Here is a 14,541-nt window from a genome sequence, read left to right on the forward strand (position 1 = left end):
CATCATGAATCAGAACATAACTCATCATAGCGTGCCAAAAATGTCCGAAAACAAAAATCATATACGCAGAATACTGTATGCGACTGACTTAACTCAATCAGCTCCAAAAGTGTATCAGTATGTACTCTACCTTGCTCAGCAGTTTGATGCTGACATCATCTGTTTAAACGTCATTGATAAATATTCTGATGATGCATACCTGACCATCAAGACCTATTTAACAAAAGAGATGCAACAGGAAATTCGTCAACGGGAAACCCAAAAAGCCCTAGATGAAATGGCACGTAGAAATCGTCAGAGTTTTATCCGTCAGCAACTTGGTTTAGAAGATGGCCTCTGTCCTGACCAGCTAGGACTCTCTATAACCGACAAGGTTGTATACGGTAACATTGAAGAGCAGATACTTAAAGCATCTGTTACCGAGGATTGTGATCTCATCGTCATGGGAGCCCATGAAAAACCATATTTTAACTTCACAACAACCCTCTCGAAAAGGGTCATGAAGCGATCTAAGGTGCCTGTCACTGTCGTACCGTTGCCAGGTGAGCGAAAGAAACAATCAAAATGGTTTCTGCCAATTTTCTCCCCTCAGCTTCGCAGCCAGGTTTAAGAAACAAACTAGCGACCTCACTTTGGCTCTGTTTTACTTTCCTTGTAAAACAGGGCCTTTTTTATGCTCAATCACCCCTCTTTTTCTAAGGGAAGTAATCTCTTTAACAAAAATCACAGTGACATCCTGCCAGCTTTTACTTATCTTCTTTAGCTTAACGATATAATTTCTTTTCTCTTAACAACTTCTACGGACCATCATTTGAAAACCCGACTTTCATCCAAGAAAGAAAAGGATAGTTCTAAAAAGATAACGGCAAGTGAGCTTAAAGCCTTACTCGGCCCTCTTTTCAAGGCGCATCGCTACCGACTTCTTATAGGCTTTGCAGCCCTTTTACTGGTCGACCTCCTGCAGCTCACTATTCCAAGGCTGATAAAACGTGCTGTGGATGGTCTGTCAGAGCAAACTATTGATCAGGGGAACCTGCTCCAGATCGGCCTTATTATACTTGGCATAGCGATACTCGTTATTCTACTTCGTTTCTCCTGGCGCTACCTTATTATAGGTTTTTCCAGGTTACTAGAACGAGCTATCCGTAACCGGCTTTTTAATCACATTATCAAAATGGACGCCCAGTTTTTTGAAAAGCACTCAACCGGCGACCTCATGGCCCACCTTGGCAATGATCTTTCCTCAGTACAGATGGCTTGCGGCATGGGCCTGGTTGCCGCAGTAGATGCCCTTGTTATGAGTATTGCAGCCATCGGCTTCATGTTGGCTATTGACCCTGCGCTCACGGGACTTGCTCTTCTCCCCATGCCGATTCTAGCAATATCCACTCGAATTCTCTCTGGCAAACTGCATAAACGTTTTGCAACTGTGCAGGAACAGTTTTCCAGTATGACAGAGTTCTCACGCTCCACACTGCTTTCCATTGACCTCATCAAAGCCTACACAATGGAAAATTTTCAGGAATCACGCTTTAATGTGCTTGGTAGAAATTACGCAAAAGCCAATATCAATGTTGCAAAAATCCAGGGATTGATCACTCCCCTTGCAAGCCTGGTTGGTAGCTGCGGCATGCTCATGATTCTCTTTTTTGGTGGACGACTTGTCATCTCCTCCACAATCAGCCTTGGCGATTTTGTAGCCTTTATCACCTATCTGTATATGTTAATCTGGCCAATGATGGCCATCGGCTGGGTTGCCAACCTTGCCCAGCGCGGCCTCACATCACTTGGTAGGATTCAGCATATTTTAAAGGCCACACCTGACCTAATTGATCGTCCTAACTCTGAAAGCACACCAAGCCTTAAAACTGTTGATTTTTCTCTAAAAAATCTCTCTTTTAGTTACAATTCATCCCTACACCCCGCACTGTCAAATGTATCACTTAATTTTCCTCCAGGCGTGTACGGAATAACTGGAAGAACAGGCTCTGGAAAGTCAACACTTTGCAAAATTCTCACCCGGGTCTATCCTCTAGATGATGGGATGCTCTATTTCTCTGGAACCGATGTGAATACACTTTCCATCGACTATATCCGCTCCCATATTGGTTATGTTAGTCAAGAACCGACTCTTTTTTCCGACACCATAGCCGCAAATATTGGTCTTGGCAGTCCTCTGAGTTCGCGTGAAGAGATCACCCAGGCTGCAATAAATGCTGCCATCCACAAAGACATACTTGAGTTTAAGGACGGCTACGACACCCTTATTGGTGAACGGGGAGTAAAACTTTCAGGAGGACAGCGCCAACGACTGAGCCTTGCAAGAGCTCTTCTTTGTGACCGTCCTGTAATCATTATTGACGACGGGCTATCCGCTGTGGACGTCTCGACAGAACACGATGTCTTCAGCGGAATTAGAAAACATCTTGCCAATAAAACAGTAATAATTGTCTCTAACCGCATTAAACTACTTTCCATGACTGATCGTATAACCATCTTCAAAGAGGGTGAGATTGAATTCCAGGGAAGCCACGAATACCTGCTCAGCAAAAGCCCCCTGTATCAAATCATGCATGAAAAACAGATGAAAAACAACGATTCCCTGGAGTCTTCCGTCCTATGAGAAATTACGGTTATAGCGAGAAGGGACAGCAGGGATCTCTCAGTGATTTTCGACTGTGGCAGCGAATCATTCGCTTTTCAGCACCGTATAAGCTAGGTCTTATTGCGGCAGTGCTCATTTCATTTTTAATAACGGCCTGTACCCTTGCACTACCATATCTTGTGCAGACAGCAATCGACAATTACATAACCGCAGTTGACCTGGCCCAAAACCAGCGTCTGGCAGGCCTTAGCCAAACGACCATGCAATATGGCGTCATTATTATCATCGTCTTTTTTGCCACATTCAGTCAGATACTCACCCTTGAATGGGTTGGTCAATCGGTCATGCACACGGTGCGTCAACGTCTTTTCAGTAATACCTTGTCCCTCGATCTCACCTTTTTCAACAGTAATCCCACAGGAAAACTTGTTACCAGACTGACGAATGATATACAGAACATGAACGAGATGTTCACCTCTGTTATTGTGACTCTTTTTAACGATCTTCTCCGCCTTGCAGGTATCCTAGCCCTGTTGTTTTATATGAACCCGAGGCTAGCCACGATCATGGCATGCTTTGTACCAATTGCCCTTTCCATAACCATAATTTTTGCAAAACTTGCACGGGAGAGATTTAGGGAGATCCGAACAAAACTGGCCCAGATGAATTCATATCTATCTGAAACCCTTGCCGGCATTTCTATACTTCAGATTTTCAACAAACAACAACAGTGTAAGAATAACTTTGAGGAACTGACAGAAGGTTATCTTCAAAAGACCCTGAGACAAATAAAACTCTTTGGAGCTTTTATGCCGCTCACAGAGTTTATGAGTTCTGCAGCAGTGGCAATTATTCTCTGGTACGGAGGGGGAGAAATACTTCGGGATCGCTTAACGCTCGGTGAACTTGTGGCCTTTATTTCCTATATGCGCCTCTTTTTCCAACCGCTAAGGGAACTGTCCCAAAAATATTCTGTTGTGCAGTCAGCCATGGCCTCAGCTGAACGCATATTTCAGTTACTTGACACCAAAAGCGGCATTAAAGAAATCCCTGCACCAAAAAAAATTACAGCACCAAAAGGCCTGCTGGAATTCAACAACATACACTTTAGCTATGAACCACAATCTCCAATACTTCAAGATATTTCATTTTCTCTTCAACCGGGCCAAACAGTAGCACTTGTTGGTACCACCGGTTCTGGAAAGACAACCCTTGTCAATCTCCTCCTTCGCTTTTACGAGCCCCAGAGTGGACAAATAACCATAGACGGCCATGATATCCGTGATCTTGCTCTTAGTGATCTTCGTCAAATGGTTGGCGTAATTCTCCAAGATGTCTTTATCCTTCAAGACACACTATTTGCCAATATTGTTATGGACACAGGGTGTAACAGGGAAACAGTAGAACAGATATTGTTACAGACTGGAATAGACAGGTTCAGTAGCAGATTGTCTGACGGTCTTGATACTATGATTGGGGAGGGAGGTGTCAGCCTTTCAACAGGTGAAAAACAACTGCTTGCCTTTGCCCGGGTACTATGTCGTAACCCTGCAATTCTCATCTTAGATGAGGCGACAGCAGCCATCGATACTGAATCTGAAAATATCCTTGAATCAGCAATAACTGATAGTTTTACCGGCAGAACCAGCCTGGTCATTGCCCACCGACTTTCAACGATCAAACGTGCAGATAAGATCGTGGTAATGGACCATGGTACCATTGTAGAACTCGGCACCCATGAAGAACTCGTCTCGTTAAACGGCCACTACTCAACACTTGTGGCAATGGACCTTGAAGAGGAACAGATTTATACAGGAGCCAGGACAACCATATAATGGATTCCACCCTCAAAAATCGCCACAAACCAGTTACCGCTTGAAACAAAGTACTGTGTATTTTCAATGGTTACAGAGCGTGCACCATCGGGTAAATGGTCAAGTAGAGTCCCTGTGACAAAAGGTCCTGCCCCAGCAAGGGCAGACAACTCAACGACCTCATCAATGGGATCCTCAACAAAATACTTCCCTGCACCCGGTGTAGCCGTTGATAAAATAATCAATACCGGCAAAATCAGATTCCATACAATGGTACTCATAGCATTCCCCCCTTATTTTTCGCAATAATCATCCCCCACGTTACTAATAAAGAATGTGCAGAGAGTATGCCAGACACATATAAGAATTTTTCTCACATGTTTTCAATGGGTTGGTCTGATGATGTTACAATGAGCCGAAGTTTTTATGGGAATATTTTGCACACCAGTTCATTTATTTCCCACTAAAAAAGTGAGATAAACAACCTAATTTCGAAGGGTGGCTACTAAGCGTTTAGGAGTAAGCAACAGATCAAGAGCGTCATTTATATCCTTACACATAACGTCACAACCGTGCATTGCTGTGGGTGACAGCCCCTCTATCTGGAGCACAGCAATACCAACGGACGCTGCTCTAAGCATCATGCCATCATTTCTACCGTTGCCAATAGCAGCACAATGTGGACCTAGAGTTTCAAGATACGAAGCTTTTTGAACATCTTCCTGCCCTTCACTAATGACATGAACTAAGCAAACAAGCCCCTCTACCTTTTGGCGCACAGTTCCGTGGGTATCTGCCGTCAGTACATGGAGCTGTATTTTTTGAGACAGTTGTTGTAAGCGTTCTGTAACTCCTTCTATCAATTCCCCGTCGAGGGCAAGGGTCCCATTATAATCAAGAACCAGATGATCAATTATGAGGTTTCTGTCAGAAGAAAAGTTTATCTCGATCATTTTTTTCTACCTGTAAAGTGTAATAACCTTCTATTACTGTTTTTTATCTTGCCTTGGGCGCAAAGAAGATGCACTGTAGTTTCACCTTATTAACAAACACAAAGGTACAACTTCAATGCAGAAAAATCATGAAGTAAGCGATGAAGAATTAAAAAATGTAATCGCTGATTTTCTTGAAATGGGTCATATCGATAATATTGTGGCAATGTTTCGTCAGGATCCGAGATATTACTCATGGAGTGGAGACATTCTAAAAGACCAACGGTTTAATGTCCGTCTGGGCATGGCCGTACTCTTTGAAGAGCTTAAAATAATTCAACCGACTGAACTGGAAACAGCACTGGATTCCCTACTCCCTCTTCTTGATGCTGAAGAGCCGTTATACCGTGGAGAAGCTGTTTCTCTACTTGGAATAATCAATAGTCCTAAGGCGCGTAAAGCCGTTGAACAGAAAAGAAATGACCCCAACCCCCAGGTTCGTGAGATGGTAGAGCTTGTCCTCGAAGGCGATATATGACAATGGATGAAGAAAAACAACAGGACACAATAGTCGAAGAAGAGCAGACAAATCAGTCAAAAAGACGTACTCCGTGGTGGGTCAGTATTCTTTGTGCCATAGCTACCTACTGCACACTTAAGTACCTATTACCCGGTCTGAATCCACCAAATCAGGTCCTGCAGGATCTTTTTCAAATGGGCCCTACTGCGGCGCCTGTTATGACCATTCCTTTTTTACTCCTGGCAGCTAAGCAACTCTATGATGTTGATATTCCGGATGAAGAGGTTAAGGATGTGGATGAGGGAAAAAAAGATTAAATTAGACTTTGGAAAAAAAGATGACCGCTACCTATTGAGCAACCACTAACCCCGGCTAACAGCAAGAGAGACCGGGACTCAGTTCAGTACCCCCTTGAGGGGTGTAAGTGCCTTCACCTAACTCATCCCCAAAAAGCCGGGAATGAATTCATAAGGCACTAAAAATCTTTCGTATTTAGAGAAAAAAAGCTACTATTTATAATGACCATCAACATATAACCTAATTTTTATCATATAATGATTGACGATACAGACAAAAAAATCCTGACCATTTTGCAAGATAACGGGCGTATTACCAACTCTAAGCTCGCGCAAGAGATTGGCTTATCACCACCTGCGGTCCTTGAGCGCGTCAGGCGCCTGGAATCATCGGGGGTCATAGATAAGTATGTAGCGATACTCGATCGAAAACAGACCGGTTTTGAAATACAGACCATTGTTATGGTCTGTGTCAGCCACCACCAGACGCCCTCGCTTGAAAATATTGTCAATCGACTCACAGGGATGGAAGAAGTACTTGAGTGCCACCAGCTCACCGGAGAAGTGGACTTCCTGCTCAAGGTTGTTGTCAAAGACATGAACAGCTACACTGATTTTGTTAATAATAAGCTTTCAGGGATACCAGGGATTCAGAATGTTAAAACCTCCTTTATTCTTGAAACCATCAAAAACAGTACTTCACTGAATTTCTCAGGAGACAAGTAACTCGCCCCTCCTCAATCATATATGTAAACCTGATACATTTGAAGAAAGATCATGATAAATTCATTAAGCAAAATCAAAGGATGAATTTATAAAGCGCTAACTACTGGAACAAAAGAGTTATTCCGAGAAACATCCAGAAGGGGCACATTCTGCAGGTGATAATTTTCCCATATCGGGGTATATGGGAGAAACTTTTATATTATACTTACATTTTACAGTGACCACTGTTGTACCGTGATAATTACTTTTCTCACAGCTAGAACAGGTAAAATATAGGTTGTATTGCATTTAATCTTTCACAGAGTCGAACGTACCATGAAAAACCGAGAAGATCTTAAGGGACAGGCATCAGCACTTATCAGACAGGGTGATAAGGTTTTAGAAACCGAAACGGCGACCACCAGCAATTCCAATCCACTGGTCAGTGAACAAAAATTCCACGAATTTCGAATTTCTGCACTCTCCTACCTGAGCAGGGTCTTTGGCAACCATAGCACATACTATGAAAGCTTTAAGGCAGAAGTAACCCACGCCACTGCCAGTCGAACACGAAGAGGACTTGCAATCATAAAGGCTGGTCAAAAAGATATTGAGGGTGACTGGCTTGAGACCACCCGGGGTGCGGTCACCAAGGACATCCTAAGTGACATGCTGAAAATGGCAAAAGCTCAAGCGGACCTTAAAAACAATAGTGCCGCTACTATTATGATGGGCAGTATTCTTGATGAACTGCTCCGCTGCCTCTGCCTGAAGGCTGAGATCAAGTTGCACAATGAGATCCAGGGTAAGGCGGTTGCCAAAAAAGGTATACAGCTCACTGGGGAAGCGTACAAAAAGAAGGTGTACGAACGCCAGGAAAACAAACAGATAATAGCCTGGCTTGAACTCTATGATGCCGCCTTAGCTGGCAAAACGGAGGAAGTCACCCCTGGTAAAGTAAGTCAGATGTTAACCGGTATGCAGAGTTTTCTTTCAGCGTGTTCTCTGTAAAATTTTTCGTCCCAATCCCTATTGTTGAATATGGAACAGACGCCTCAACTATTACGACCCGACACCCAGCTCTTTATATACTATATTGAAGGGATAATTCCAGCTCACCACCGGGTTGATCACTCAGGTTTTATCGGTAACTGGGTTGAAGATAATTTTAGTTTTTTATTCTTCACCCAACCGGCAGCAGAAGTCGTCAAAACAGTCCTTAGCTCCTTTCCTGACTTTACTCTCGTTGATGAATATGAGATGAGCTATGGTGAGTGGCAGGGGGGCAGTGTCGAACCCATCCGTATAGGTCGTTTTCTCCTCAACCCAACATGGATTAAAGCCTCCCCTGGCGAAAACGAAATCGCAATTACCCTTGATTCCGGCGTGGTCTTTGGCAATGGCGGGCACCCCACAACTCAGGCCTGTCTTGAGGCCATGGAAATTGCCTGTAATGGGAGTAAAACCAAGAGTATGCTCGATCTCGGTTCAGGAACTGGTGTACTGGCCCTTGCAGGAGCAAAGCTGGGATGTGAAAAAGTTCTCGCTGTGGATTACAACTTCCTTGCTACCAAAACAGCGCGCACCAATGTTTCAATCAATGGTCTGGATAAGCAGATACTTGTTGTAAACGGTAAGGCGGAGGAACACCTCTCATCCATAACCGATCTGCTGGTGGCAAATATCCATTACGATGTGATGAAAGAGTTGGTCAAGCAGGAAGGGTTTTACAAGCAGAAGTGGTTTATTCTCTCAGGTCTGCTCACAAGTGAGGCCGATAAAATTCTCTCATTTTTAAAAGATCAACCGGTTCTTATCCTCAAACGCTGGGGAGAGGGTGAGATCTGGCACACGATACTTGGTATTACTCAGTAACAAGACAAGTACCCTCAGCACAAATAAAAAGCGCCGGGCATTAGAGCCCGGCGCTTTTTTACGTTGTTGTACCAGTATTTTTAAAGATTGCGTAAGGCTGCTATACGATCCTCAAGTGGAGGATGGCTTCTAAACAGATTAGCCAAACCACCCTCTTTAGGACGAATACCAAAGGCTGCAACCTGATCAGGTAACTGCGAAGGTTCGTGACTAGCCTGCAACCGCTCTAGAGCACTCACCATCTTTTCCTTACTGGTCAGAAAGGCTGCACCCTTATCAGCAGTAAATTCTCTTTTTCTTGAAAACCACATGACAATAATGGAAGCGAAGAGCCCCAAAACAAGTTCTAAGACAATAGTTACAGCCATATAACCCATGAATCCAAGCCCGCCTCCTTCCTCATCACCGCTCAGAAAATTGTCGATAATATTTGCAGCAATCCTGGATAGGAAAATAACGAAGGTATTCAGTACGCCCTGGATAAGAGAAAGAGTCACCATGTCTCCACAAGCCACATGGGTGATCTCATGGGCCAGAACAGCCTCAACCTCATCCTTTGACATATTTTGCAGTAACCCTGTAGAAACGGCAACCAGAGCATTATTTTTATTCATACCTGTAGCAAAGGCATTCATATCCGGTGAATTATACATGGCCACTTCAGGCATTCCAATTTCAGCCTCTTTTGCCATGCGCTGCACAGTCTCGTAAAGCCACTTCTCAGTGGGATTGCTCGGTGTCTCAATGACATGAGCCTTGGTAGATTTTTTTGCAATCCACTTAGACATGGCAAGGGAAATAAAAGAACCTCCCATACCAAAAACGCCTGCCATGAGAAGTAAGCCGGAAGTAGAACGACTATCAATCCCGAAAACAGTCATTACAATGCCAAGCAGGACCAGAATAGCCATATTTGTGGCAAGAAACAGCACAATTCGTAACACGTTAATCCTCCATTTTTTCGTCTCTATCTACTCTGCTGAGTATTCCATAACTCCCTCAGGCAGAACCCTTTAATTTACATTTGGTTAATTTAAACATCCTTTTGTCCGCCACAAGCTTTACATCTTCTTTTTAGAATATTTTAAATATAGGCTACCGACTACTTAAACGTTTGCAGTACTTTTTTAACAAGATTTCCCTCAGCTGCTGCACCAAAATGCTGCATAACCGGCTTCATGGCCTGCATAAAATTTCCAAAGGCGGAAAAATCGATATTAGCCTCAATCCAGGCCCGAATCTCTTCCTCTGTTGCCTGCTGGGGTAGATAGCTCTCAAGCACCTTGATATAAGCGGACTCTTCTTCACCCTTTGCAGCAAGTAATTCCCGCTCAGATTTTATAAGTTTTTTAATGATTGCGATCACCTGATCATCACTGAGTTCTTTTTCATTTTGACGACCGAACTCCCCCATGATGATACGAACAGCCTCTTTCTTCTCAGTATCTTTTGCCTTCATTGCCGTGATCAAATCAGTGTGCATCTGTTTCTGTAAACTCATTTCTTCTCCAACAAACTGTAGTATTATATAAATATGTTATATAAATGTATTGTAATCGTACCTGTAAAAGACTTCTAAGATACCATTTACGAAGGATTTACAACAGCAAATTTAGAACACAAATGTATTTGTCGAACCGATTTATGGTCACAAAACTAAAATTTTAATTTTCATTACACAAAATGTTAGACGTCACAGCAGCTATTATTCAAAGAGATGGACAGACTCTCGCTGCACGCAGAAAACCGGGTTCTCATATGGAAGGCTTCTGGGAATTTCCAGGCGGAAAGATTGAACTGGGTGAAAGCCCTGAGGAGTGCCTGCAAAGAGAGTTAAAAGAAGAACTGGGGATTGATTCTGTAATTGGCTCTTTTTTTGCTGAATCATGCTACAATTATGGCACCAAGCATGTCAGACTGCTCTGTTATTTAGTCGAGTATAATAAGGGTTCTTTTTCCCTCAATGACCATGACGAGATCAGGTGGCTCAGCACTGACCAGATCCTTAGCGTCAACTGGGCTCCTGCGGACATCCCCATCGTAAAAAAACTGGGCAAACTAAAAAGATAACTTATCTTATTAGGATCTATAGTAATTGAATACCAATCCTTCTCGACCTAACCCCATGGAACATATATGACACTCCTACCAGCAATAGAAACTGAAACCGGACCAAATCCCAGCTGCTCAGTAATATGGCTCCACGGCCTTGGCGCTGATGGCAATGACTTTGCACCAATCGTCCCTGAGTTACGCTTACCAGAGGAACTCTCTGTTCGTTTTCTCTTTCCCCATGCGCCATCAATTCCTGTCACCGTAAATGGTGGTTTCGTTATGCCTGCATGGTATGACATATTAGAAATGGATATCGACAGAAAGGTTGATACCGATGGTCTCATTGAATCATCTGATCAAATTGAAAAGTTCGTTGATCGTGAAATCGAAAGAGGCATTGACAGCAAGAAAATTGTTATTGCGGGGTTTTCCCAAGGGGGTGCGGTGGCCTATCATTTTGCCCTTGGCTACAACAAACCTCTCGCAGGTCTGCTTGCAATGTCCACTTATTTTGCAACTTCCGATATTTTGAGCTTGAGTGATGAAAACAAATCAATCCCCATTGCGGTCCAGCATGGCCAACACGATCCGGTTGTCCCTGAACTACTTGCCAGAAAAGCTATTGATGACCTCAACTCCAAAGGGTATTCACCAGAGTATACTACCTACCCCATGGAACACTCAGTCTGCCCCGAGCAGATAGGTGACATATCTAAATGGCTACAGAGCGTAATCAGTTAGCAACATACGAAGAGCAGCCAAAGCTGCACTCCAAAAAGGATACATTCAATGGATTTTCTTACATCTATTGCAGAACAGAAGATATTAAAGGCCATGGAAGAAGGTGACTTAAACTCTTCTAAATGGAAGAATAAGCCTCTACCACTTGAAGACGATCACCTCGTCCCCGAAGACCTGAAGATCGCTTATAAGATGCTAAAAAACAGTGGTTATCTTCCACCTGAAGTGGAGGATCGTAAAGAAATTAAACGTATTGAAGATCTCATAGCCGCGACAGAAGATGAGCATGAGCGACTCAGGCAGATGAAGAAACTCAATGTTCTTCTTATGAAAGTAGAAGAAAAACGATCTTTTAGCTCAAACATTGCTGCCCAGGACGACTATTACCGAAAGGTTGTCGAAAAAATTTCGGTGAAAACAAAGGCCAGTAAACAGTAAGGAAATTTTGTACTCAACCTCGTATCGTCATGGGCGCTAGAAAATACCCCTTCGGCGTTTTAAACTTCGCTGAGAGATATTAGTACCTTCCTCCTCCCGGCCACTCCACTCCCTGACCTCTTGTACTTCCTCCACAAGAGGTCTAATATATCCCAGCTAAAACGACCACAAATTAGCGACATAGACTTTTTCCATATTATCTCAATAGTTTGATCTCTATAGAAACTTAATATTTTCGGTAATTATGCCGAAAAGTAGACAGTTTCCCGAAAAAATTGCGTAGAAAAATGACGGATGGGTTTTTCTTTGATAAAATTCAATAAGAAGCAAAGTCTAAACTACGTGTTGATAGCTCAATTCACCCTTTTTCTATGACAACTTATGCGATTTTGTAACGATTGTGGAACAGTTCTGAATCTCTTTGGTAACAGAGAAAAAGAACTTTGCTCCGCCTGCATCCAGCATAAGAAAGAAGCAGAAGTTATCCATATTCCTGCAAAAGTTAAAGAAACTGAAGAGGCCAGTATCCTCAGTGACACAAAAATGTCCTGTGAAAATGGCAAAATCGTCCTTCGCTCAAAAGAAGGCTGGGAACTCTGGAGCGCTAGCCTTAATAGTACAACTGAACTACAAACTATTATCAAAAGAGCCAAACGAATTTATGAAATCAGGCTCCGCCGACAAAAAAATTAATCCAGGCAAAGGTACAGGAACGCCGGGATACATCAAAAAAAACGAATTATATGCCAATAAAAATTTCAATAGGCTCGGGTAAGGGTGGCGTCGGCAAAACCATGATTATGGCCAACCTTGCCATGTTACTTGCCCAAAGCGGTAAGAAAGTATGCCTTGTTGATCTTGATATCGGAGGAGCGGACACCCATATATTGTTCGGACTATTCCAACCCAAAAAAACCCTTACAGATTTTATCACCAGAAATGTCGAAGACATTCAGAATGTAGCTCACACTTTTTATGCACATAATGGTCTACAACTGATTCCAGGCACAGGCGACACGCTGCAAACAGCCAACATGAATTTCCAGGAAAAACTCCGCCTTCTTAAAGCCATAGACAATATAGAGGCTGACATTGTGCTTCTTGATGTGGGTGCAGGGACAAGCTATCATGCTCTTGATTTTTTTATGCACTCAGACATACAGATCTGTGTCACCCTGCCGGACCCAACTTCTATTATGGATCTGTATAATTTTCTTCAACTGGCCACCATCAGAAAGATGCTCACCAGTTTTCTTTCAAAAAGTGATGTTGCAACTGTCTTAAAAACCACCAATTTCAACTCCCTAGGAGAAGTCTTTACCCTCGCCGAACAAACGAGTGAAGGGGCAAGAGACATGGCCCAGGACGCATTGAAATACTTTCACCCACTTCTGGTCGTCAACAGAGACAGCGACAATGGTAGGCTCAATAAGGGTAAACTGAAAAAGATGGTCAACAAATATCTTGGAATTGACATCCCTGAATTAGGTGAAATACCGGATGACCCTCAGGTACAGGTGGCCCTTAAAACGTTCCTGCCCATATCAGAGCTTTATCCTGACTCACCATCCTCAATTGCACTCAAAAGTGCTGCAACTAAACTTGGGAAACTGGTTGATCTTTTCAGTTTCCACAACAGCACAAATAATGCGTGAACATTTACATTCTTCGTAATATTTTATGCTCTTTCATAGTTTCTCTGTATTTACTGTGAGAATATACCGCTTGATTAGCCTCGCCCTCCACACACTACATTTGCACTATACGTTTGATTTCCCTATTCCCCACGAGAGTCCAAGGTAGCCTTAATAAGAAAAACAGCCACAGGAATATAGGCTGAAAGAGCAAGGGCTGCAATATTTGGAAAGATGACACCAGTATCAGGCGCATAGATCAAAAGATAGGCAACCAGAAGTGGAACCTTATCGAACTGGAAGAAGGTGAAAAAGGCCAATACAAACCTGCGCATAAGATCAGGATTGGTATCACTATTCCCTTTGGATGCCATGTAAAAGAGATAACAGGAACCACTAATACCAAGTAAAAACATGATGGTGCCAATGAGTACTTCTGTACTGAGTGCCGAGGCATCTGCTGCCAGACGCATTTCATCGGAAGGGAACCAGTAAATGGAGGAGAGAAAAAGACTTGTTAAGTAGCCGCCAATTCCACCAATCAAATACTTAAAATGTACTGAAGAAGCCTCTTCTGACTCCACCTGTTTTATCTTTAGAAGAAACAGGCCTGCGACCATGCCAAAAAGAATAAAGCCGAGGACAAAATATGGCCAGGCAGGTACCTGTTCATGGATTGGGAAAACCAGCCTGTCTGCATCAACAGGCAATAAAAACAGACCGCCTAAAAACAGAGAACTTACTGCCCCAAATCCTACAAGCAATGCAGTCATCAAACGTGCAAGACCAGTCAGATAACTGAGACCTGAAACCAACGAGGCAAAACCCGCTATAAGAATTCGTACAATCATCTTGTATCTGCTCCATCATCAATTATTAACAGCTTCTCATCACATAGTTAAAAGGTAACTCTTAAATGATGGTGG

The 14,541-nt window shown here is 43.0% G+C and carries 18 protein-coding genes; 13 read left to right on the forward strand and 5 right to left on the reverse strand.

Translation table 11 applies throughout. From position 1 onward, the window contains the following. Window positions 1-4 precede the first annotated feature (4 nt). The 3 genes from ACX6CI_RS14725 to ACX6CI_RS14735 all read left to right on the forward strand — a co-directional run bounded on the left by ACX6CI_RS14725 (window position 5) and on the right by ACX6CI_RS14735 (window position 4,440). Window positions 5-610, forward strand: coding sequence for a universal stress protein (locus ACX6CI_RS14725; protein ID WP_458774401.1), 606 nt, complete (start codon window positions 5-7; stop codon window positions 608-610). A 201-nt stretch (window positions 611-811) separates the two neighbouring features. After that, window positions 812-2,623 carry an ABC transporter ATP-binding protein gene (locus ACX6CI_RS14730; RefSeq protein WP_458774402.1) on the forward strand — a complete coding sequence of 604 codons (1,812 nt, stop codon included), beginning with the start codon at window positions 812-814 and terminating at the stop codon, window positions 2,621-2,623. Further along, a complete protein-coding gene (locus ACX6CI_RS14735; RefSeq protein WP_458774403.1) occupies window positions 2,620-4,440 on the forward strand; it encodes an ABC transporter ATP-binding protein in 1,821 nt (606 codons plus the stop codon). The genes ACX6CI_RS14730 and ACX6CI_RS14735 overlap by 4 nt, the downstream gene beginning before the upstream one ends. Here ACX6CI_RS14735 and ACX6CI_RS14740 read toward each other — a convergent pair. Beyond that, window positions 4,413-4,700 carry a hypothetical protein gene (locus ACX6CI_RS14740; protein WP_458774404.1) on the reverse strand — a complete coding sequence of 96 codons (288 nt, stop codon included), beginning with the start codon at window positions 4,698-4,700 and terminating at the stop codon, window positions 4,413-4,415. The two genes, ACX6CI_RS14735 and ACX6CI_RS14740, sit on opposite strands and share 28 nt — an antisense overlap. A gap of 204 nt (window positions 4,701-4,904) precedes the next feature. Beyond that, window positions 4,905-5,372: an HAD family hydrolase gene (locus ACX6CI_RS14745; RefSeq protein WP_458774405.1), complete on the reverse strand. Its 468-nt coding sequence runs from the start codon at window positions 5,370-5,372 to the stop codon at window positions 4,905-4,907. Between the two features lie 115 nt (window positions 5,373-5,487). On the opposite strand from ACX6CI_RS14745, the gene ACX6CI_RS14750 reads away from it, so the two are divergent. The 5 genes from ACX6CI_RS14750 (at window position 5,488) to ACX6CI_RS14770 (ending at window position 8,747) form a co-directional block, all read left to right on the forward strand. Then, a complete protein-coding gene (locus ACX6CI_RS14750) occupies window positions 5,488-5,889 on the forward strand; it encodes a HEAT repeat domain-containing protein (protein WP_458774406.1) in 402 nt (133 codons plus the stop codon). Window positions 5,890-5,891: 2 nt separating this feature from the next. Further along, the gene (locus ACX6CI_RS14755; protein WP_458774407.1) at window positions 5,892-6,188 is read left to right on the forward strand and encodes a hypothetical protein; all 297 of its coding nucleotides are present in this window, start codon (window positions 5,892-5,894) and stop codon (window positions 6,186-6,188) included. 237 nt (window positions 6,189-6,425) lie between these two features. Further along, on the forward strand, window positions 6,426-6,893 hold the full coding sequence (locus ACX6CI_RS14760; RefSeq protein WP_458774408.1) for an Lrp/AsnC family transcriptional regulator: 468 nt from the start codon (window positions 6,426-6,428) through the stop codon (window positions 6,891-6,893). Between the two features lie 315 nt (window positions 6,894-7,208). Then, window positions 7,209-7,883: a hypothetical protein gene (locus ACX6CI_RS14765; protein WP_458774409.1), complete on the forward strand. Its 675-nt coding sequence runs from the start codon at window positions 7,209-7,211 to the stop codon at window positions 7,881-7,883. Window positions 7,884-7,913: 30 nt separating this feature from the next. Next, on the forward strand, window positions 7,914-8,747 hold the full coding sequence (locus ACX6CI_RS14770; RefSeq protein WP_458774410.1) for a 50S ribosomal protein L11 methyltransferase: 834 nt from the start codon (window positions 7,914-7,916) through the stop codon (window positions 8,745-8,747). 80 nt (window positions 8,748-8,827) lie between these two features. Here ACX6CI_RS14770 and htpX read toward each other — a convergent pair whose 3' ends face one another. Together htpX and ACX6CI_RS14780 are read right to left on the reverse strand one after the other, a co-directional pair. Beyond that, on the reverse strand, window positions 8,828-9,658 hold the full coding sequence (gene htpX, locus ACX6CI_RS14775; RefSeq protein WP_458778474.1) for a protease HtpX: 831 nt from the start codon (window positions 9,656-9,658) through the stop codon (window positions 8,828-8,830). Between the two features lie 191 nt (window positions 9,659-9,849). After that, window positions 9,850-10,248 (reverse strand): GatB/YqeY domain-containing protein, encoded by a 399-nt coding sequence (locus ACX6CI_RS14780; RefSeq protein ID WP_458774411.1) that lies wholly within the window; start codon window positions 10,246-10,248, stop codon window positions 9,850-9,852. 182 nt (window positions 10,249-10,430) lie between these two features. Here ACX6CI_RS14780 and ACX6CI_RS14785 point away from each other — a divergent pair, with 182 nt between their 5' ends. The 5 genes from ACX6CI_RS14785 to ACX6CI_RS14805 all read left to right on the forward strand — a co-directional run bounded on the left by ACX6CI_RS14785 (window position 10,431) and on the right by ACX6CI_RS14805 (window position 13,636). Then, window positions 10,431-10,817, forward strand: a complete 387-nt coding sequence (locus tag ACX6CI_RS14785) for a (deoxy)nucleoside triphosphate pyrophosphohydrolase (RefSeq protein WP_458774412.1) — start codon at window positions 10,431-10,433, stop codon at window positions 10,815-10,817. 66 nt (window positions 10,818-10,883) lie between these two features. Continuing rightward, window positions 10,884-11,543: an alpha/beta hydrolase gene (locus ACX6CI_RS14790; protein WP_458774413.1), complete on the forward strand. Its 660-nt coding sequence runs from the start codon at window positions 10,884-10,886 to the stop codon at window positions 11,541-11,543. A 48-nt stretch (window positions 11,544-11,591) separates the two neighbouring features. Further along, window positions 11,592-11,981 carry a DnaJ family domain-containing protein gene (locus tag ACX6CI_RS14795; RefSeq protein ID WP_458774414.1) on the forward strand — a complete coding sequence of 130 codons (390 nt, stop codon included), beginning with the start codon at window positions 11,592-11,594 and terminating at the stop codon, window positions 11,979-11,981. Between the two features lie 381 nt (window positions 11,982-12,362). Further along, on the forward strand, window positions 12,363-12,674 hold the full coding sequence (locus ACX6CI_RS14800) for a hypothetical protein (RefSeq protein WP_458774415.1): 312 nt from the start codon (window positions 12,363-12,365) through the stop codon (window positions 12,672-12,674). Window positions 12,675-12,724: 50 nt separating this feature from the next. Next, entirely contained in the window at window positions 12,725-13,636 is a 912-nt protein-coding gene (locus ACX6CI_RS14805; protein ID WP_458774416.1) for a P-loop NTPase, read from the forward strand. Between the two features lie 122 nt (window positions 13,637-13,758). On the opposite strand, the gene ACX6CI_RS14810 is transcribed toward ACX6CI_RS14805, so the two are convergent. Beyond that, window positions 13,759-14,466, reverse strand: a complete 708-nt coding sequence (locus ACX6CI_RS14810) for a hypothetical protein (RefSeq protein WP_458774417.1) — start codon at window positions 14,464-14,466, stop codon at window positions 13,759-13,761. Between the last annotated feature and the right edge of the window lie 75 nt (window positions 14,467-14,541).

The sequence above is a fragment of the Desulforhopalus glucosivorans genome, assembly GCF_054397165.1.

What these genes read in the sequence shown, in the direction of transcription:
- htpX (WP_458778474.1), bottom strand. Translation starts at nt 9,658, where the DNA reads ATGGCTATTCTGGTCCTGCTTGGCATTGTAATGACTGTTTTCGGGATT.
- ACX6CI_RS14750 (WP_458774406.1), top strand. Translation starts at nt 5,488, where the DNA reads ATGCAGAAAAATCATGAAGTAAGCGATGAAGAATTAAAAAATGTAATC.
- ACX6CI_RS14765 (WP_458774409.1), top strand. Translation starts at nt 7,209, where the DNA reads ATGAAAAACCGAGAAGATCTTAAGGGACAGGCATCAGCACTTATCAGA.
- ACX6CI_RS14740 (WP_458774404.1), bottom strand. Translation starts at nt 4,700, where the DNA reads ATGAGTACCATTGTATGGAATCTGATTTTGCCGGTATTGATTATTTTA.
- ACX6CI_RS14755 (WP_458774407.1), top strand. Translation starts at nt 5,892, where the DNA reads ATGGATGAAGAAAAACAACAGGACACAATAGTCGAAGAAGAGCAGACA.
- ACX6CI_RS14790 (WP_458774413.1), top strand. Translation starts at nt 10,884, where the DNA reads ATGACACTCCTACCAGCAATAGAAACTGAAACCGGACCAAATCCCAGC.
- ACX6CI_RS14745 (WP_458774405.1), bottom strand. Translation starts at nt 5,372, where the DNA reads ATGATCGAGATAAACTTTTCTTCTGACAGAAACCTCATAATTGATCAT.
- ACX6CI_RS14800 (WP_458774415.1), top strand. Translation starts at nt 12,363, where the DNA reads ATGCGATTTTGTAACGATTGTGGAACAGTTCTGAATCTCTTTGGTAAC.
- ACX6CI_RS14760 (WP_458774408.1), top strand. Translation starts at nt 6,426, where the DNA reads ATGATTGACGATACAGACAAAAAAATCCTGACCATTTTGCAAGATAAC.
- ACX6CI_RS14770 (WP_458774410.1), top strand. Translation starts at nt 7,914, where the DNA reads ATGGAACAGACGCCTCAACTATTACGACCCGACACCCAGCTCTTTATA.
- ACX6CI_RS14785 (WP_458774412.1), top strand. Translation starts at nt 10,431, where the DNA reads ATGTTAGACGTCACAGCAGCTATTATTCAAAGAGATGGACAGACTCTC.
- ACX6CI_RS14725 (WP_458774401.1), top strand. Translation starts at nt 5, where the DNA reads ATGAATCAGAACATAACTCATCATAGCGTGCCAAAAATGTCCGAAAAC.
- ACX6CI_RS14810 (WP_458774417.1), bottom strand. Translation starts at nt 14,466, where the DNA reads ATGATTGTACGAATTCTTATAGCGGGTTTTGCCTCGTTGGTTTCAGGT.
- ACX6CI_RS14780 (WP_458774411.1), bottom strand. Translation starts at nt 10,248, where the DNA reads ATGAGTTTACAGAAACAGATGCACACTGATTTGATCACGGCAATGAAG.
- ACX6CI_RS14735 (WP_458774403.1), top strand. Translation starts at nt 2,620, where the DNA reads ATGAGAAATTACGGTTATAGCGAGAAGGGACAGCAGGGATCTCTCAGT.
- ACX6CI_RS14795 (WP_458774414.1), top strand. Translation starts at nt 11,592, where the DNA reads ATGGATTTTCTTACATCTATTGCAGAACAGAAGATATTAAAGGCCATG.
- ACX6CI_RS14805 (WP_458774416.1), top strand. Translation starts at nt 12,725, where the DNA reads ATGCCAATAAAAATTTCAATAGGCTCGGGTAAGGGTGGCGTCGGCAAA.